The 18,172-nt window shown below is 66.7% G+C and carries 20 protein-coding genes; 9 read left to right on the top strand and 11 right to left on the bottom strand.

The features are described from left to right. The first annotated feature begins 136 nt into the window (after window positions 1-136). From FBZ83_RS08045 to FBZ83_RS08055, 3 genes are read left to right on the top strand one after another with little or no spacing between them, the layout of a single operon-like run. On the top strand, window positions 137-685 hold the full coding sequence (locus tag FBZ83_RS08045; RefSeq protein ID WP_035683374.1) for a sigma-70 family RNA polymerase sigma factor: 549 nt from the start codon (window positions 137-139) through the stop codon (window positions 683-685). Between the two features lie 2 nt (window positions 686-687). Then, complete coding sequence (locus tag FBZ83_RS08050) at window positions 688-1,575, top strand: anti-sigma factor family protein (protein ID WP_145681954.1); 888 nt, start codon at window positions 688-690, stop codon at window positions 1,573-1,575. Between the two features lie 60 nt (window positions 1,576-1,635). Then, complete coding sequence (locus FBZ83_RS08055) at window positions 1,636-2,358, top strand: Bax inhibitor-1/YccA family protein (RefSeq protein ID WP_109139186.1); 723 nt, start codon at window positions 1,636-1,638, stop codon at window positions 2,356-2,358. Window positions 2,359-2,429: 71 nt separating this feature from the next. On the opposite strand, the gene FBZ83_RS08060 is transcribed toward FBZ83_RS08055, so the two are convergent. Beyond that, on the bottom strand, window positions 2,430-2,918 hold the full coding sequence (locus FBZ83_RS08060; protein WP_145681955.1) for a hypothetical protein: 489 nt from the start codon (window positions 2,916-2,918) through the stop codon (window positions 2,430-2,432). Window positions 2,919-3,074: 156 nt separating this feature from the next. Beyond that, window positions 3,075-4,403 (bottom strand): oxalate/formate MFS antiporter, encoded by a 1,329-nt coding sequence (gene oxlT, locus FBZ83_RS08065; RefSeq protein ID WP_137105898.1) that lies wholly within the window; start codon window positions 4,401-4,403, stop codon window positions 3,075-3,077. Between the two features lie 777 nt (window positions 4,404-5,180). On the opposite strand from oxlT, the gene napE reads away from it, so the two are divergent. The 6 genes from napE to FBZ83_RS08095 are packed head-to-tail and all read left to right on the top strand — an operon-like array spanning window position 5,181 to window position 9,971. After that, window positions 5,181-5,414, top strand: coding sequence for a periplasmic nitrate reductase, NapE protein (gene napE / locus FBZ83_RS08070; RefSeq protein WP_145681956.1), 234 nt, complete (start codon window positions 5,181-5,183; stop codon window positions 5,412-5,414). Window positions 5,415-5,426: 12 nt separating this feature from the next. Beyond that, window positions 5,427-5,948, top strand: a complete 522-nt coding sequence (gene napF, locus FBZ83_RS08075; RefSeq protein WP_145681957.1) for a ferredoxin-type protein NapF — start codon at window positions 5,427-5,429, stop codon at window positions 5,946-5,948. Next, the gene (locus FBZ83_RS08080) at window positions 5,926-6,252 is read left to right on the top strand and encodes a chaperone NapD (RefSeq protein ID WP_145681958.1); all 327 of its coding nucleotides are present in this window, start codon (window positions 5,926-5,928) and stop codon (window positions 6,250-6,252) included. The genes napF and FBZ83_RS08080 overlap by 23 nt, the downstream gene beginning before the upstream one ends. A 45-nt stretch (window positions 6,253-6,297) precedes the next feature. Continuing rightward, a complete protein-coding gene (napA, locus tag FBZ83_RS08085; RefSeq protein ID WP_145681959.1) occupies window positions 6,298-8,790 on the top strand; it encodes a periplasmic nitrate reductase subunit alpha in 2,493 nt (830 codons plus the stop codon). A 15-nt stretch (window positions 8,791-8,805) separates the two neighbouring features. Continuing rightward, entirely contained in the window at window positions 8,806-9,288 is a 483-nt protein-coding gene (locus FBZ83_RS08090) for a nitrate reductase cytochrome c-type subunit (protein ID WP_145681960.1), read from the top strand. Continuing rightward, window positions 9,285-9,971 (top strand): cytochrome c3 family protein, encoded by a 687-nt coding sequence (locus FBZ83_RS08095; protein ID WP_145681961.1) that lies wholly within the window; start codon window positions 9,285-9,287, stop codon window positions 9,969-9,971. The genes FBZ83_RS08090 and FBZ83_RS08095 overlap by 4 nt, the downstream gene beginning before the upstream one ends. A 69-nt stretch (window positions 9,972-10,040) precedes the next feature. Here FBZ83_RS08095 and FBZ83_RS08100 read toward each other — a convergent pair whose 3' ends face one another. The 9 genes from FBZ83_RS08100 to cyoA all read right to left on the bottom strand — a co-directional run bounded on the left by FBZ83_RS08100 (window position 10,041) and on the right by cyoA (window position 18,012). Continuing rightward, window positions 10,041-10,325: an HU family DNA-binding protein gene (locus tag FBZ83_RS08100; RefSeq protein ID WP_014241890.1), complete on the bottom strand. Its 285-nt coding sequence runs from the start codon at window positions 10,323-10,325 to the stop codon at window positions 10,041-10,043. Window positions 10,326-10,556: 231 nt separating this feature from the next. Continuing rightward, window positions 10,557-10,910 (bottom strand): hypothetical protein, encoded by a 354-nt coding sequence (locus FBZ83_RS08105; protein WP_014241891.1) that lies wholly within the window; start codon window positions 10,908-10,910, stop codon window positions 10,557-10,559. 126 nt (window positions 10,911-11,036) lie between these two features. Beyond that, window positions 11,037-11,570, bottom strand: coding sequence for a response regulator transcription factor (locus tag FBZ83_RS08110; protein ID WP_145681962.1), 534 nt, complete (start codon window positions 11,568-11,570; stop codon window positions 11,037-11,039). Then, entirely contained in the window at window positions 11,560-12,834 is a 1,275-nt protein-coding gene (locus FBZ83_RS08115; RefSeq protein WP_145681963.1) for an ATP-binding protein, read from the bottom strand. The genes FBZ83_RS08110 and FBZ83_RS08115 overlap by 11 nt, the downstream gene beginning before the upstream one ends. Window positions 12,835-13,033: 199 nt before the next feature. Further along, window positions 13,034-13,768, bottom strand: a complete 735-nt coding sequence (locus FBZ83_RS08120; protein ID WP_211101630.1) for an SURF1 family protein — start codon at window positions 13,766-13,768, stop codon at window positions 13,034-13,036. Further along, window positions 13,765-14,181 (bottom strand): cytochrome o ubiquinol oxidase subunit IV, encoded by a 417-nt coding sequence (gene cyoD / locus FBZ83_RS08125; protein ID WP_114857025.1) that lies wholly within the window; start codon window positions 14,179-14,181, stop codon window positions 13,765-13,767. Before cyoD ends, FBZ83_RS08120 begins: the two co-directional genes overlap by 4 nt. Then, entirely contained in the window at window positions 14,178-14,813 is a 636-nt protein-coding gene (cyoC, locus tag FBZ83_RS08130; protein ID WP_114857026.1) for a cytochrome o ubiquinol oxidase subunit III, read from the bottom strand. The genes cyoD and cyoC overlap by 4 nt, the downstream gene beginning before the upstream one ends. Before the next feature lie 3 nt (window positions 14,814-14,816). Beyond that, a complete protein-coding gene (gene cyoB / locus FBZ83_RS08135) occupies window positions 14,817-16,823 on the bottom strand; it encodes a cytochrome o ubiquinol oxidase subunit I (RefSeq protein WP_114857027.1) in 2,007 nt (668 codons plus the stop codon). Window positions 16,824-16,836: 13 nt separating this feature from the next. Next, window positions 16,837-18,012 carry a ubiquinol oxidase subunit II gene (gene cyoA, locus FBZ83_RS08140; RefSeq protein WP_145681964.1) on the bottom strand — a complete coding sequence of 392 codons (1,176 nt, stop codon included), beginning with the start codon at window positions 18,010-18,012 and terminating at the stop codon, window positions 16,837-16,839. Between the last annotated feature and the right edge of the window lie 160 nt (window positions 18,013-18,172).

An 18,172-nucleotide genomic window follows, 5' to 3' on the forward strand; every position in this document is an offset into this window, starting at 1 on the left:
AGGGCTCCAGGCGCTTCTGACCTACTCCGCCCCGCGTCCGCGCGCAAGCCAATCCCGTGGCGATTTTTTCCCCCGGAGCGGATTAAGCCACGGCATGATCCGTATGCCGAGTGTGAAGAACCAATCCGGGACGGTGATGAAAGACGAGCTGGGACAGCATTTGGACGTTCTGCGGCGCTACGCCCTGGTCCTGATGCGCGACCCCGACCAGGCGGAGGACCTCGTCCAGGAGGCGCTCGTCAAGGCCATCGAGGGGGCGTCGTCCTTCACGGACGGGCGCGACCTGCGCAAGTGGCTGCTCGCCATCGTCCACAACACGTTCGTGGACCGCTGGCGGCGCCAGCAGGCCGAACGCCAAGCGACCGGCGAGCTCAGTTCGATGGCGGAGGAAGGCTCCCCGCCCGCGCAGTTGAGCCACGTCCATCTCGGCCAGACCATCGCGGCCCTGATGACCTTGCCGGTCGAACAGCGGGAGGCCCTGGTGCTGGTGGCGCTCGACGGCATGTCCTACCGGGACGCCGCGGAGTGCCTGGGCATCCCCGTGGGCACCCTGATGTCCCGTCTGGGCCGTGCGCGCGACGCGCTGCGGGCCAAGACGGGTGGCGGGCGCCAGCCGGCGTCAGACCAGTCCGACCGAACTCCATCAGACCGGGTCCAGCGCCCCCCGTTGCGCGTGGTGAAATGACGATGAACGAACCGATCAGCGACATCGACCTGAACGCCTATGTGGACGGCGAGCTTGACGCGCAACGCCGCATCGAGGTGGAAGCCTATCTGGAGGCCAACCCGGAGGAGGCCGCCCGCGTCATGCACGACATGCGGGTGCGCGACGAGATCCGCCTGTTCATCGCCGGCCCGGCCGTGGAAAAGGCGGAGCCGGAGATGGCCGCGCCCGAACCGGTTGCTTCCCCGGCTCCCGCCGCGGCCCAGCCGGCTGTCGGCGCCGGCGCGCCGCTGCCGCGTCGCAAGCAGTGGGGCGCGCTGTGGCGCCGCCCGGCGGCGGAGCTGATGAACCGGGCGCGGGCGCGCGCCGCCAACGGCTCAGGCCGCGGGCGGCGGGCCGTCGCGGCTCTCTGCCTCGTCGGGCTCGGCTGGACGGCGCACAGCGCGGTGTCGTCCCTGTCGGTCAACCCCGTCGCAACGGCCCACGCGGCCACCCACTACATCACCATCGCGGCGCAGACCCACCAGCAGGCGCTGCACAGCGGAATCGACTTCAAGCCCTTCGCCGACGCCGCCCAATCCCTGGTCAACCGGCTCGCCCCCGCCAACCCGGAGGTCGCGGTGCCGATCCCGCAGCTCGACATCGGGCAGGCGCCGGACGGGCTGCGCACGGTGGCCTGGGACGGCGGAGTCGCGGTGCAGGCGGCCTACCGCCACGGCGGGTCGCAGTTGATCACGCTGTTCGCCAGCGAGGTCGACCGCTTCGCCGTCACCGAACCCCAGGCGGAGCGCATCGGCAACGTCTCGGTCGCCTACTGGCAGGTCGGGACGACGGTCTACGCGCTGTGCGGCGAGCAGTCGGAAAAGGAAATCCTGGCCCACGCCCGCGACGCCCGCATGGCGTGGTTCTGATCCAAGCGCGCTGAACGACAAGCCTCTGAACGATAAGCATCCGAAGGACATGGTGAGACAATGAGCGGACCCTTCTACGGCAACCAATTCGGCAGCGCAGCGCCGGCCTATGGCGCGGCGTTCGACGAGGGCCTGCGCAAGCACATGCTGCGGGTCTACAATTTCATGATGCTCGGCCTTGGCGTGACCGGTCTGGTGGCGCTGTTCGTGGCGAGCACGCCGGCGCTGTACGTGCCGATCTTCACGACCCCGCTGAAGTGGGTGGTGATGCTGGCGCCGCTGGCCTTCATCATGGTGCTGTCCTTCCGCTTCCACGCGATGTCGGCGACCGCGTTGCAGGGGCTGTTCTGGGCCTTCTGCGCGGTGATGGGCGTGTCGATGGCGTCGATCTTCCTGGTCTTTACCGGGGCCAGCGTGGCGCGGGTGTTCTTCATCACCGCGGCGATGTTCGCGGCGATGAGCCTGTGGGGCTACACCACCAAGGCCGACCTGTCGAAGATGGGCTCGTTCCTGATGATGGGCCTGATCGGCATCGTCATCGCCAGCCTCGTCAACATCTTCGTCGGCTCCAGCGCGCTGCAGTTCGCCATCTCGGTGATCGGCGTGGTGATCTTCACCGGCCTGACCGCCTACGACACCCAGCGCATCAAGGAAGAATACGCCGAGGGCCATGGCCACGAGGGCAACACCAAGCTCGCCGTCATGGGCGCCCTCTCGCTCTACCTCAACTTCATCAACCTCTTCCAGATGCTCCTCCAGCTCATGGGCAACCGCGAGGAGTAAGGCGCGCTTCCATCCGGCGCACCGCCTGCCAGAAAGGGCCGGCCGCTTCCCGCGGCCGGCCCTTTTCTTTCTTACGGCTTGCCCGTTGCCGGCGCGGCGTCCGGCTTGGGCGGATACTCCACCGACACGATGTGCAGGGAGTTGTTCGGGAAGGAGCAGGCCGCGTCCGGCGCCACCTGGGATGCCGGATCGAAGGCGTAGGGACGGGGGGAGCGGCCAGCCGTCGCCCCGCTCCTCCCTCCAGCCGCCCCGGCCGCCGCCGTCTGCACGCCCGGCCCGGTCACCCGCGACGTCCAGGGCGCCCCGGTGAAGACACCCGGCGTCGATTCCTCCGCCCACAGCCACAGCACGCGGGTGCCCACCGGCTGTGGCTGCGTGAAGGAGTGCAGCACCCGCTCGCAGGTCTCCCGGTCCATGTTGTGGATCGCCCGTTCGACCACCGTGTTCTCCGTCCGGGGCGTCCATCGCGACAGCAGCAGCGAGCCGAGGGCCACGCTGACCGCCACCCCGCCCAGCGAGCAGGCGACCACCAGCCGGAAACTGCCGTCGTCCTTTGCCATTCCGTGACTCCGCCGTCGATTGCCCATGCCCCCTCCGCCGACACGCCTCGTTCCCCTGCCCCGCTCGGCACTGTCCCACACGGCAAGGCCGGCCCGGAACGCCGAAAAGGGGACCACGCGCGTGGTCCCCTTCCGGTCGATCCGCTGAGGCGGAGGTTACGGGCTGGCCGCCGCCGTGACCGGACCCGTGCCCTGCTGGGCGGCGAGTTCGGCGTTGCGAGCATGGTGCTTGCGCAGCATGGGCCGCAGGACGGTGATGGCGCAGACCGCCGCGAACAGATCCATGGTGGCGCAGATGTAGAGCACGGTCGCCCAGGTGCCGGTGGCTTCCATCAGCAGGTTGCCCAGCGGGACCAGGAGGGCCGCGATGCCCTTGGCGCAGTACAGCACGCCGTAGATCTTCGCCGCATGCTTGGTGCCGAAGGTGTCCGCCGAGGTCGCGCTGAACAGGCTGTACACTTCGCCCCAGGCCAGGAACACCATGCCCGACAGGATCAGGAACATGATCGGGTCGTGGCCGAAGCGGCTGAGCATCAGGATGCCGATGCCTTCGAAGGTGAAGGCGATGAACATCGTCGCTTCACGGCCGATGTGGTCGGAGATGAAGCCGAACAGCGGACGGGAGATGCCGTTCATCACGCGGTCGAGCATCAGCGCGAAGGGCAGAGCCGCCATGGTGATGCCGAACAGGCTGATCGGGGCTTCCTTCACGCCCAGATCGTGGGCGATCACGCCGAGCTGGGCCACCGCCATCAGACCGCCCGACACGGTGCAGATGAACATGACCATCATGACCCAGAAGACCGGCGTCTGCAGCGCTTCCTTCAGCGTGTAGTCGCGGCGGGACTGCAGGACCTTGGTCGAGGACTTCACCTGATCCTTCTGCGGGGCGCGCAGGAAGAAGGCAGCGGCGATGATGATCGTGCCCTGCAGCAGGCCGAACCAGAAGAAGGCCGCCTGATAGCCCGAGGAGTGGATCATGTTGGCGATCGGCAGGATGGTCAGGGCCGAGCCGGCGCCGTAGCCGCCCGCGGTCAGGCCGACGGCGAGGCCGCGCTTGTCCGGGAACCACTTGATGGCGCTGTTGACGCAGGTGGCGTAGACGCAGCCGACGCCGACGCCGCCGATGGCCGAGCCGACATAGAGCATGCCAAGCGAGCCGGCGTAGCTGTCGATGATCCAGGAAAGGCCGGTCATCACGCCGCCGAAGGCGACGATGACGCGGGGGCCGTAACGGTCGATGAAGTAGCCTTCGATGGGGGTCAGCCAGGTCTGGACGACGACGAAGACGGTGAAGGCGGTCTGGATCGAAGCGCGGGTCCAGCCATGGGTGGCCTGGATTTCCGGCACGAACAGCGTCCAGGCATACTGGATGTTGGCCGCGGCCACCATACAGACGATGCCGACGACGATCTGCATCCAACGCGCGCCTTCGGAAATGGGCGCCTGCTTGCCGCCAGGCGGTGCAGCGATGGACTGACTCATTACTCTTCCTCCCCAATGCGGTGATCGAACACTCAACTCAGCCGGGCGGGGCCGATGGTTGTTGTCGCATTGCCTTTCTTTGGGGCTTGCGTGCCCTTCGCATCTTGGCAGGAGCACCACCGCCACCGTTGGGAGAGGCTTGGTGTTCCGCATTTCGTACTTGGTATACCACACAATCAGCGGAACACAACATCCGTTTCAGGAATCACAGCACAATTAATCCTCGCTGTCGCAACTATCGTTGAAGGTATGCGCTGCGCAAGGCCAGCATCAGCGACACTTCACTTTCGTACTATGACTTCGAAATAACAAAAAAAAGGCCGCGCCAAAGCAGGCGCGGCCTCTGATTGAGTTCGCTTCACTTACGATCACAACAGTGGAGAAGCCGTTACACCAAGAACGGCTGTTCCAATCTTACAGAACTTCAGATCATCAGCAACCTCGTCGTCGATCTAATCTGCATGCCCTGTACGAATCGGAAATAAACAATCCGGAGACCCAAATCACACCAAGGCCGTCCGACCTCCTTATCCCCTCTTCACTCAGTTTACGGTCCGGCGCGCCGCTTAATCCCGTACCCCCTCAAAAAAAAGTTCGGCTGGCAAATTATTCGCTCCAGCGACCATCGATGAGGCGTTGGAGCCGTCGCGCCGGCGGTGTCTTCCGTCCTGAGTCCGGCCGCGTGGAACAGAAGGCGTGCGCAACCTGTTGTTGGGGGCGTCCGACCGCCTTTCCGGCTGCCGGCAACGCCACCGCCCGCCATAAACGGGAGCCGCCATGAACCGCCGCCAATCCCAGGGCCCGTTACCGGACCCCGTCCGCTTCCCAGCACGCCCCGCCGCCAACCCGCCCCTGCCCGATCCCGGCGCAAAGCGGCGGGAGATCGCCATGTTCCTGATCCTGGCGGTGGTGATCTGGCCGATCCTGTCGGTCGCCATTGTGGGCGGCTACGGCTTCCTGGTCTGGATGTCGCAACTCATCATGGGTCCGCCCGGTCCGCCCCCGGTCTGAGGGGGCGACGCCATGGCCGATGACCACGTCGACTTGGGGCGGCGAGGCTTTCTGCGCGGACAGCGCCGCGCCGCGCCGGCGCCGCTGCGCCCGCCCTGGTCCCGCGCGGACCGCTTCACCGATCTGTGCACGCGCTGCGGCGCCTGTGCCGAGGCCTGCCCGGAGGGGATCGTCCGCCGGGGCGACGGCGGCTTTCCGGAAATCGATTTCCGACGCGGTGAATGCAGCTTCTGCGCCGCCTGCGCCGACGCCTGCCCAGAAGCGGTCTTCGACCGCGCCGCCGCCCGCCCCTGGACGCTGACGGCGCGGATGGCGCCGTCCTGCCTCGCCATGAACCGCATCGTCTGCCGGAGCTGCCGCGACGCCTGCCCGGAATCGGCCATCCGCTTCGCCCTGGCGCCGGGCGGCGTGGCGGTTCCCACGGTGGAGGACGGCGCCTGCACCGGATGCGGCGCCTGCCTGGCCGCCTGCCCCGCCGACGCCGTCACCCTGCACCCAGCGGAGACCGTCCATGAGACCGTCCAAGCATCCTGACGCCCGAGACGGGCCGGCCGACGCGTCGGCGGAATGGCACATCGCCTCGATCCTCGTCCATCTGCGGCCCGAGCGCAGCCCCGACGTGCGCGCCGCCGTCGCCGCGCTGGGCGATGTGGAGGTCCATGCGGAGGAGCGGGGCCGCATGGTGGTGACCGTGGAAGGTCCCCACGAGGGCTGCATCGCCGACCGCATGACCGCCATCCACCTGATGCCCGGCGTGATGTCGGCGGTCATGGTCTTCCACCACGCCGAGCCGCTGTCGGCCCGGACCCCGGAGGAGGCCGGCCCGGCGCAGCTCTGACGCGTCCGGATTTCACATTCGTCAAGAAAAAGGGGGGAGGAACCCATGCTTGACCGGCGGGATTTCATCAAGGCGCAGGCGGTTGCGGCCGCCGCGACGGCGGGGGGCATCAGCCTGCCCGCCATGGCCCAGCCATCCATGGTGGCGGGCGAGGACGCCCAGCTCACCTGGTCGAAGGCGCCCTGCCGCTTCTGCGGCACCGGGTGCAGCGTCATGGTCGCCACCAAGGACAACCGCGTCGTCGCCACCCACGGCGACATGCAGGCGGACGTCAACCGCGGCCTGAACTGTGTGAAAGGCTATTTCCTGTCCAAGATCATGTACGGACAGGACCGGCTGACCCAGCCGCTGCTGCGCATGCGCGACGGGAAGTACCACAAGGACGGGGAGTTCCGCCCGGTGTCCTGGGACGAGGCCTTCGACGAGATGGCCCGCCAATGGAAGCGGGTGCTGAAGGAGAAGGGGCCGGACGCCGTCGGCATGTTCGGGTCCGGCCAATGGACGATTTGGGAGGGCTACGCCGCGTCCAAGCTGATGCGCGCCGGCTTCCGCACCAACAACCTCGACCCCAACGCCCGCCACTGCATGGCGTCGGCCGCCGTGGCCTTCATCCGCACCTTCGGCATGGACGAGCCGATGGGTTGCTACGACGATTTCGAGCACGCCGACGCCTTCGTCCTCTGGGGCTCCAACATGGCGGAGATGCACCCCATCCTGTGGACGCGCATCACCGACCGGCGGCTGGCTCACAACCATGTGAAGGTGGCCGTCCTCTCGACCTTCGAGCACCGCAGCTTCGAACTGGCCGACGTGCCGATGATCTTCGAGCCGGGGACCGATCTGGCCATCCTGAACTTCATCGCCAACCACATCATCCAGACCGGGCGGGTGAACAAGGAATTCGTCGAGAAGCATTGCAGCTTCCGCCTCGGCCAGAAGGACATCGGCTACGGCCTGCGTCCCGAAAGCGTGCTGGAGGTGCGCGCCGCGAACGCCAAGGACCCGACCGATTCCAAGCCCATGAGCTTCGACGAGTTCGCCACATTCGTCAGCGACTACACGCTGGACAAGGTGGCGGAGCTGAGCAAGGTGCCGAAGGAACGGCTGCTGGCGCTCGCCGAGATGTACGCCGACCCGAAGATCAAGGTCATGTCGCTGTGGACCATGGGTTTCAACCAGCACGTCCGCGGCGTCTGGGTGAACCACATGGTCTACAACATCCACTTGCTGACCGGCAAAATCGCCGAGCCGGGGAACAGCCCCTTCTCGCTGACCGGCCAGCCCTCGGCCTGCGGCACGGCGCGCGAGGTCGGCACCTTCGCCCACCGCCTGCCCGCCGACATGCAGGTGACCAACCCCACCCACCGTTCCCACGTCGAGGAGGGTTGGAAGATCCCTAAGGGGCTGCTGCCCGGCAAGATCGGCTACCACGCCGTCCTGCAGGACCGCATGCTGAAGGACGGGAAGCTCAACGCCTACTGGATCATGGTCAACAACAACCTCCAGGCGGCGCCCAACAGCGACAACGAGACCTATCCCGGCTACCGCAACCCGGAGAATTTCATCGTCGTCTCGGACGCCTACCCGACGGTGACCGCCGCCGCCGCCGACCTGATCCTGCCCGCCGCCATGTGGGTGGAGAAGGAGGGCGCCTACGGCAACGCCGAGCGGCGGACCCATTTCTGGCACCAGCTCGTCAACGCGCCGGGCGAGGCGCGCTCGGACCTCTGGCAGCTCATGGAGTTCTCCAAGCGCTTCACCACCGACGAGGTGTGGCCGAAGGAAATCCTCGACGCCAACCCCGACTTCCGCGGCAAGAGCCTGTTCGACGTGCTGTTCCGCAATGGCAACGTGGACCGCTTCCCCCTGTCGGAGATGGACCCCGCCTACGAGAACCGGGAGTCGAAGGCGTTCGGCTTCTACGTCCAGAAGGGGCTGTTCGAGGAGTACGCCGCCTTCGGGCGCGGCCACGGCCACGATCTGGCGCCCTTCGACACCTATCACGAGGTGCGCGGGCTGCGCTGGCCGGTGGTCGAGGGCAAGGAGACGAAGTGGCGCTACCGGGAGGGGCTTGACCCCTACGTCCCGAAGGGCGAGGGAGTGCGCTTCTACGGAAACCCGGACGGCAAGGCCAACCTGTTCGCCTTCCCCTACGAACCCCCGGCGGAATCGCCGGACAAGGACTTCGACCTGTGGCTGGTCACGGGGCGCGTGCTGGAGCACTGGCACTCCGGCTCCATGACCATGCGGGTGCCCGAACTCTACAAGGCCATGCCGATGGCGTTGGTCTACATGCACCCGGACGACGCGCAGTCGCGCGGCCTGCGCCGTGGCTCGGAGGTGCGGGTGATGTCGCGGCGCGGCGAGATGCGCACGCGGGTGGAGACGCGCGGGCGCAACCGGCCGCCGCGCGGCGTGGTCTTCGTGCCCTGGTTCGATTCGGCGCGCCTGATCAACAAATGCACGCTCGACGCCACCGACCCGATCAGCAAGCAGACGGACTTCAAGAAGTGCGCCGTCAAGATCGTGGCCGTCTGAGGGAGGACCGCAACCATGCGCCGCCATCTCATGCTCGCGCTGGCCGCGGCTTTGCCCTGCCTCGTGCCGGCACTGCTCGCCGCCCAGGGAACCGGACAAGTCCGGGAGCCCTTCCGCCCGCCGATCCAGTTCACCGACGAGGACCCCGCCCCGCCGATCCCCGCCGACGTCACCGACGACCGGCGGGTCGCCCGCAACTATCCGGAGCAGCCTCCGGTCATCCCGCACAACATCCGCGATTATCAGATCAGCCTGAACAACAACCAGTGCCTGACCTGCCACAGCCGCCAGTTCACCGGGGCCACCCAGGCGCCGATGATCAGCATCACCCATTACGTGGACCGCGACGGCCAGACGCTGGGCGCGGTCAGCCCGCGCCGCTACTTCTGCACGCAGTGCCACGTTCCCCAGACCATGGCCCAGCCCATCGTCCCGAACACCTTCAAGGACATGGACAGCCTCGTCAGCCGCCCATCGGACGGGGGTGACCGGCGATGAAGCTGCCCGACTTCCTGCTGCGGCCCTGGCGGATCATCGCGGGGCCGAGCCGCTACCTCAGCCTGGGTTTCCTGACGTTGGGCGGCTTCCTGGCCGGCGTGATGTTCTGGGGCGGCTTCAACACCGCCCTGGAGGTCACCAACACCGAGAAGTTCTGCACGAGTTGCCACGAGATGCGGGACAACGTGTTCGAGGAACTGAAGACCACCATCCACTTCACCAACCGCTCCGGCGTGCGGGCGACCTGCCCGGACTGCCACGTCCCGCACAACTGGACCGACAAGATCGCCCGCAAGATGCAGGCGTCGAAGGAGGTTTGGGGCAAGATCTTCGGCACCATCGACACGCGCGACAAGTTCCTGGAGAAGCGGCGCGAGTTGGCCGAGCATGAATGGGCGCGGCTGAAGGCCAACAATTCGCTGGAATGCCGCAACTGCCACAGCGCGGAATCGATGGACATCACCAAGCAGGGCGCGCGGGCGGCGCGCATCCATCAGCAGTATCTGTTCAGCGGTCAGCGCACCTGCATCGACTGCCACAAGGGCATCGCCCACCGCCTGCCGAACATGGACGGCGTGCCGCCGGGCTGGAGCGAGGCATCCAGCGATACGGGCAGCGAAACGGACGACCCGCTCGGCCGCTGGTTGGCCGACGCCACGCCGGGACCGGCAAACCCGCATTGAGCGGGCGGTGATATCCCCTCTCCCGGGGAGGGAGAGGGGTTACCGGCTCCGTTACTCGGCCTTGCCGCCTTACTCGGCCTTGCCGTTAACGGCGTCCTTGAGGGCCTTGCCGGCGGAGAACTTCGGCGCCTTGGAGGCGGCGATCTTGATCTCCGCGCCGGTCTGCGGGTTGCGGCCCGTGCGCTCGCCGCGCTCGGCGATCTCGAACTGGCCGAAGCCCGGCAGCTTGACCGTCTCCCCCTTGACCAGCGCGTCCTGCAGGCTCTCCAGAACCGCGTCCAGCGCCTTGCCGGCGTCGGCCTTCGTGCCGCCCAGCTTGCCGGCGATCGCGTCGATGAGATCGGCCTTCGTCATTCCCAAATTCCCCTTGTTCGTGGCGGAACCCCAGCATGTTCCAGGGCTCCAGGCGCCTTTGACCTACCCTGCCGGGCGGCGGCGCGCAAGATGCTCCCGCCCGGAATCGACCGGGCGCGACGCTGTGACCCGCAAAAAAACGGCGTTTCCCGCCAATCCGGCGGATTCGACTATGCCGAACAGGCGAGCCCTCCCCCGACCGACGTCAGTTGACCAAGTCAATCGTCCAAGTCAATTGACCAGGGCGGCCTTGACCAGCACCGCGGCGCTTTCCGTGGTGTCGCGCTTGTCCAGCTTCTTGGCGACCTCCTCGATCTCGGCGACCGGCATGACCCGGCGGGCCTGCTTGGCCGCGGTGACGAGGCGGCGCTGCGCGAGACGGACCTGATCGCCCAGCTCGGTCAGCGTCTGGTAAGCCTTGCGGCGGGCCTGGGTGTCGATGCTGCCGCTCGTCTCGGTCGCGCGTTCGGTCGCAGCAGCCAGATCCTTGCACGACTGCAGGTACGTGGAAATGGCGTCCGTCAGAAGACGGCGGGCCTCGGTCCGCGGATCGGAGGGGCTGCTGCTCGACGTGGAAAGAGACACTTCACACTGCTCCTTGCTGCTGCGTATGACACACGACTGTAACAGGCCGTGAAAAATGGGCGGACTGGCCGCCATTGTCCAGCGGCCTTGCGCATCCTTTGACCGACTGGACAGGAGAAAACGGAATCAGGGCACCTGTTTCTTCTCCAGCTTGCGGGCCAGGGTGCGCCGGTGCATCCCCAGCCGGCGGGCGGTTTCGGAGATGTTGAAGCCGGTTTCCGCCAGGGTTTCGTGGATGCGCTCCCACTCCAGCGTCTTCAACGAGGTCGCCCGCGCGCCCAGCGCGATGGAGGGGTCGCCCTCCGTCCGCTCGAAGGCCGCCTCGATGTCGTCGGTGTTGGACGGCTTGGCGAGGTAGTGGCAGGCGCCCAGCTTGATCGCTTCGACCGCCGTGGCGATGCTGGCGAAGCCGGTCAGGACGACGATCCGCGTCTCCGGGTCGCTGGCGTGCAGTTCCCGCACGCATTCCAGGCCGGAGCCGCTGCCCAGCTTCAGGTCGACCACCGCGTAGGCGAAGGGCACGGTGTCCAGCAGAGCCCGCAGCCCGTCCAGGGTGTCGCACCAGTAGACCTGATAGCCCCGGCGCTCGAAGGAGCGGCGCAGGACCTTGGCGAAGGCGGCGTCGTCCTCCACCAGGACGAGGGAACGGTCAGTCTCCATGGTTCTCTCCCGCGGACAGGGCGGCGAGCGGCAGGGTCATGGTGACGGAAGCGCCGCCGCTGGGGCGGTTGCGCGCGGCGACCGTGCCGCCCAGCTTGCGCACCACATTGACCACCAGGAAGAGGCCAAGCCCGCCGCCGGGCCGCCCCTTGCTCGACCGGTAGGGTTTGCCGAATTCCGCCAGCATCCGCTCCTCGAAGCCGGGACCGGCGTCGTTGACCGTCAGGACGAGGCTGTCGCCCTGCCGCCCGGCGGCGATGCCGACCCAGCCGGGGGACACCTCCAGCGCGTTGTCCAGGACATTGAAGATCACCTGCTTCAGCGCGAGATCGGAGATGATCCCCTCGCGCGAGCGGACGCTGTTGTCGTAATCGACGCAGGCCGGCGACCGGCTGGCCTTCCACTCCTCCACCAGATCGTCCAGGAAGGCGGTCACGGTGGTGCGCAGCGTCCCCTCCCCCCGCGCCTCGCCGGAGGACAGCAGGATGCCCGACACGATGGCCTTGCAGCGGTTGATCTGGTTCTGCATCTCGGCGATGTCCTCGGCCATGTCGGGGTCGCCCTTGACCACGGGCATCCGCCGCCAGTCGTTCACGATCACCGACAGCGTGGCGAGCGGCGTCCCCAGCTCGTGCGCGGCGCCGGAGGCGAGCAGGCCGAGGCGCACGATGTGGTCCTCCTCCATGGAGCGCTGGCGCAGATCGGCCAGATGGGCGTCGCGGGCGCGCAGGTTGCGGGTGATCTGGGTGATGAAGGGGACGATCAGGCTGGCCGTCAGCACGAAGCACAGGAACATGCCCTGGATGTGCAGCCCCAGCAGAAGCCCCTCCAGCCCCGGCGGCAGGGCCAGCGGGCGGTAGGCGCCGATCAGGAAGGTGAAGCAGGCGGTGGCGACCAGGACCAGCGCCCAGGCCGACCACGCCTCCAGCAGCACCGCCCCCAGGGTGATCTGCAGCAGGTAGAGCGAGATGAAGGGGTTGGAGGCGCCGCCGCTGAGGTAAAGCTGCACCGTGAGCGCCGACACGTCGATCAGCAGTTCCAGGAACAGTTGGGTGTTCGACACCGATGTCTGGCGGCGCAGATGCAGGACGCTGGCGATGTTCAGCGCGACCAGGAACAGGATCACCGCGCCCATCTGGTCGAGCGGCAGGGTGATGCCCATCCGGTGGTGCACGATCAGGATCGTGATCACCTGCCCGGCGACGGCGAGCCAGCGCAATTGCACCAGCAGGAACAGATTCTTCTTGTCGGTGGTGTCGCGCACGGAAAACGTCTGGCCCTTCGCCGGCTTCCTTCGGTCCCCATTCATATGGGCCCGACTCATATGGGCATGACGGCCCGGCTTGGCAGCCTTGACCCGGACTCCGTCCGGCCTTGATAGCACAAAAAAGCCAAGCGGAAGGGTCCGCGAGGCATCCCTTTCCAAACGGCAAAAAGACCATGAAGAAAAAGAGATTATTTCTTCAACCGCGGCGGCGCCATTCACTGCGCGCGACATAGAGGGCGGCGGCGATCAGCATGAGATCCAGAGCGAACCACGTCAGCGCATAGACGAGGTGGTTGTTCGGGAACTTCAGGACGGTCAGCCCGCCGACCGGAGAACCGCCTGGCGGGCTGGCCTCGGCGTCGATGAAATAGGGAGCCGCCTCCGTCACGCCGCGGGCGGCGGCGATGGCCGCCACGTCGCGGGAGTACCAGCGGTCCTGCGCGGGATCGTTGGAGCGCAGGAAACCGCCTCCCGGCTCCGTCACCCGCAGCAGGCCGGTGACGGTGGTGTCCACGTCGATCAGCCCGTCGGGGCGGCTGTCGGTGCTGCGCCGCTCGGGCGGCACGAAGCCCCGGTTGACCAGGACGGTGAAGCCCCGGTCGGTCCGGAAGGGGGTGAGCACCCAGAAGCCGCCGCCCCGCTCGGTCACCGCCTGGACCAGGGTTTCCTGGTCGTTCAGGAAACGCCCGGTGACGCCGACCCGCCGGTATTCCTGGCTGGCCGCCGTGACGGCGGGCCACTCCTCCGGGCCGGGGGCGGGAACGGGGGCGGCCCGCGCCCGTTCCTCCACCCGCTGGATCAGGTCCAGCTTCCAGAACAGCCGCTCGACCTGCCAGACGCCGAGCGACGTGAATACGGCGACTCCCGCCAGCGCCAGGATCCCGAGAAGGATCAGCCCCCGGCGCGGACGGTGGGTCGCCGTGCCGGTCACGGCAATTGGCTCGGGTCGTGGATCGGCATCATGTTGGTGTTCAGGTGGTACATCACCCACAGCGAACCGGCCAGCATGATGACCACGACGATCAGCGTGAAGATCAGCGACAGCATGGTCCACCCGCCTTCCGCCCGCCCGTTCATGTGCAGGAAGAAGATCATGTGGACGACGACCTGGACGGCGGCCAGAGCCATGATCGCCATCGCGGTCATGTTCTTGTCGAGGATCGTCCCGTCCATGACCAGCCAGAAGGGAATGACCGTCAGGATCACCGACAGGACGAAGCCGATCACGTAGCTGCCGAGCGTCCCATGGGCGTGCCCGTCGTCCCCATGGCCGTGGTCGTGATGGCCGGCCCCGTGGTGACCGGCCCCGTGATGACCGGAATGATGTTCGGCGTGAGAACTCATCGCAGCATTCCCATCAGATAGACGAAGGTGAAGACGCCGATCCAGATGACGTCCAGGAAGTGCCAGAACAGGCTCAGGCACATCAGGCGCCGGCGATTGGCCGGGATCAGACCGCGCTTGTTGACCTGGACCATCAGCGTCACCAGCCAGACGAGGCCGAAGGTGACGTGCAGGCCGTGGGTGCCGACCAGCGTGAAGAAGGACGACAGGAAGGCGCTGCGCTGCGGGGTCGCCCCGATGTGGATCAGGTGGGCGAACTCGTAGAGTTCGATCGCCAGGAAGGCGGCGCCGAACAGGCCCGTCACCGCCAGCCACAGCTGGGTCTGCGACACCCGCCCCTTCTCCATCGCCAGCATGGCGAAGCCATAGGTGATGGAGGAGAACAGCAGCATGGCGGTGTTCAGTGCCACCAGCGGCAGGTCGAACAGGTCCTTGGGCGCGGGCCCGGCGGCGTAGTTGGCGCCGAGCACGCCGTAGGTCGCGAACAGCACCGCGAAGATGAGGCAGTCGCTCATCAGGTAGATCCAGAAGCCCAGCATGGTGCTGGAGCCTTCGGGGTGCGCGTGCTCGTCCACAACGTGGAACACCGGAGCCTGGCCGCGGGGCCGCTCGGCTGTCAGGGTCGTGCTCATGCTTTACACCTGCCCAGAGAGGAGTCGGGTCCGCTCGTTCTCGGTCCGCACCACCACGTCCGCGGGGATGTGGAAGTCGCGGTGATAGTTGAAGGTGTGGTGGATGGCCGCCGCCAGCAGGGCGACGAAGCTCACCGCCGCCAGCCACCAGATGTACCAGACCAGGGCGAAGCCGAGGACCACGCTGATCCCGGCCAGGATCACGCCGGTGCCGCTGTTGCTGGGCATGTGGATCGCCTTGTAGCCGCCCAGCGGACGCTTGTAGCCGCGCTTCTTCATGTCCCACCACGCGTCGTTGTCGTGGATCATCGGGGTGAAGGCGAAGTTGTAGTCCGGCGGCGGCGAGGAGGTCGCCCATTCCAGGGTGCGGCCATCCCACGGATCGCCCGTGCGGTCGACCAGCTCACGGCGCTTCCAGACGCTGACGGCGATCTGGAGGAGGAAGGCACCGATGCCCGCGGCGATCAGAACGGCGCCGACGGCGGCGATCTGGAACCAGATCTGCAGCGACGGGTCCTCGAACACGCGCAGGCGGCGGGTGACGCCCATCAGGCCCAGGACGTAGAGGGGCATGAAGGCGACCCAGAAGCCGATCACCCAGCACCAGAAGGACACCTTGCCCCAGAAGGGATCGAGGCGGAAGCCGAAGGCCTTGGGCCACCAGTAGTAGATGCCGGCGAACAGGCCGAACAGCACGCCGCCGATGATGACGTTGTGGAAGTGGGCGATCAGGAACAGGCTGTTGTGCAGGACGAAGTCCGCCGGCGGGACGGCCAGCAGAACGCCCGTCATGCCGCCGACCACGAAGGTCAGCATGAAGGCGACGGTCCACATCATCGGCAGTTCGAACCGGATGCGGCCGCGGTACATGGTGAACAGCCAGTTGAAGATTTTCGCACCCGTCGGGATCGAGATGATCATCGTCGTGATGCCGAAGAACGAGTTCACGCTGGCGCCCGACCCCATGGTGAAGAAGTGGTGCAGCCACACCAGGTAGGACAGGATCGTGATGACCACCGTCGCGTAGACCATGGAGGTGTAGCCGAACAGCTTCTTGCCCGAGAAGGTCGAGGTGACCTCGGAGAAGATGCCGAAGACCGGCAGGATCAGGATGTAGACTTCCGGGTGGCCCCAGATCCAGATCAGGTTCACGTACATCATCGGGCTGCCGCCGAGATCGTTCGTGAAGAAGTTCGTGCCGACGTAGCGGTCCAGAGAGAGCAGGACCAGCGTGGCGGTCAGGATCGGGAAGGAGGCGACGATCAGCACGTTGGTGCAGAGCGACGTCCAGGTGAAGACCGGCATCTTCATCATGGTCATGCCGGGGGCGCGCATCTTGACGATCGTGCAGATCAGGTTGATGCCGGACAATGTTGTTCCGACACCGGCGATCTGCAACGCCCAGATGTAGTAGTCGACACCCGTCTCAGGGCTGTAGGCGATGTTGGACAGCGGCGGATAGGCCAGCCAGCCGGTGCGCGCGAACTCGCCGACGAACAGCGAGACCATGATCAGCACAGCACCGCCCACCGTCATCCAGAAGCTGAAGTTGTTCAGGAACGGGAAGGACACGTCGCGGGCACCGATCTGCAGCGGCACCACGTAGTTCATCAGACCCGTGACGAAGGGCATCGCCACGAAGAAGATCATGATGACGCCGTGGGCGGTGAAGATCTGGTCGTAATGGTGCGCGTTGAGGTAGCCCTCGCTGCCGCCGAAGGCCATGGCCTGCTGGAGGCGCATCATGATGGCGTCGGCGAAGCCGCGCAGCAGCATGATCAGGCCCAGCACCATGTACATGATGCCGATGCGCTTGTGGTCGACGGTGGTGAACCACTCCTTCCAGAGATAGCCCCACAACCGGAAATAGCTCAGCGCCGCGACGAGCGCGAGGCCGCCCAGCACGACCGCGACGAAGGTCGCGACCACGATGGGCTCGTGATAGGGGAAGGACTCCAGGGTCAGACGCCCGAAGAGCGGGTGGGTGGCGACGGTCGATGTGTCGATCATGGCGGTGGGCCGCTCAGGGATTGGCCGTCAGCCGCGGCCCGAACGCAGGGGCGGGCGCGGAGATCGGCGTGATGGAGGAGCGCGGCAGACCCGCGCCGGAAATCGGTGATGCGTCCGCGGGAGCGTTCAGCACGCCCAGCGACGACTCGACGGCGCGGCCGGTCAGCTCCTCGGTCGAGCAGATGCCCGCCACATAGACCGGAACCGGGCCGAGAACGGCGGTGCCGCGGCGGGACAGCTTGTCGTGCATCAGCGGCATCACGTTGTCGATGCCGGCCAAGCCGAGGCCGCCCTTGGCGTCGATGGCCATCATGTCGTGCATGCACATCTTGCCCGGCTCGACGCACATCCCGACGATGGCCTTGAACAGGCCCGAATCGACGGCGCCGTAGCGGCGCACCGGCTCGTTCTCGCTGGGACGCTCAAGCTGGAGATAGCCATCGCGGTCGAGCTTGCCGCCGCCCGCCTTGATGTCCGCCACCCACTTGTCGAAGCCGTCGGCGGCCAGACCGTGGAAGGTGAAGCGCATGTGCGAGAAGCCGGCGCCGCTGTAGTTGGCGGAGAAGCCCTTGTAGCTGCCCGGCTCGTTGATGACGGCGTGCAGCTTCGTCTCCATGCCGGCCATGGCGTAGATCTGCCCGGCCAGCGCCGGGATGTAGAAGGAGTTCATCACCGTCGAGGAGGTGATGTTGAAGCGGATCGGCCGGTCCACCGGGGCGGCCACCTCGTTCACCGTGGCGATGCCGTATTCCGGGTAGATGAACAGCCACTTCCAGTCGAGCGCCACGACGTTGACGTCGAGCATCTTGGTGTCGGCCGGGACCGGGCGCCCGGCGGCGATGCGGTCGAGCGGGCGGTAGGGGTCGAGCAGGTGGGTCGCCATCCAGGTGAGGGCGCCCAGGCAGATGATGATGAGCAGCGGGGCCGCCCAGATCACCAGCTCGAGCTGCGTCGAATGGTCCCAATCCGGGTCGTACTGGGCCGTGCTATTCGACTGGCGGTAGCGCCACGCGAACAGCACCGTCAGCACCATCACCGGAATGATGATGAGAAGCATCAGGAGGGTGGAAATGGTGATGAGGTTCGCCTGTTGGCTCGCCACGTCGCCGGACGGGCTCATCACCACAAGGTTGCAGCCGCTCAAAACCGCCATCAGCGGCAGGAGGGCCAAGGCGCGGAAACGGGTCAAGGCAGGACCTGTCAGCAGGGGTTCGCTTTGGATTTGGGCGAAGAGCTAACCCCCACGGGCCCGGTAGGACATTGGACAATTTGTCCAATGCGCCGCGATTCCACGCCGCCATTGACGCACATCAAAGCAATGCGCCCATGGGCGTGGCAGAATGCCGTTG

The sequence above is a fragment of the Azospirillum brasilense genome (genome assembly GCF_007827815.1).
In the GTDB taxonomy this organism is placed as follows: Bacteria; Pseudomonadota; Alphaproteobacteria; order Azospirillales; family Azospirillaceae; genus Azospirillum; species Azospirillum brasilense_C.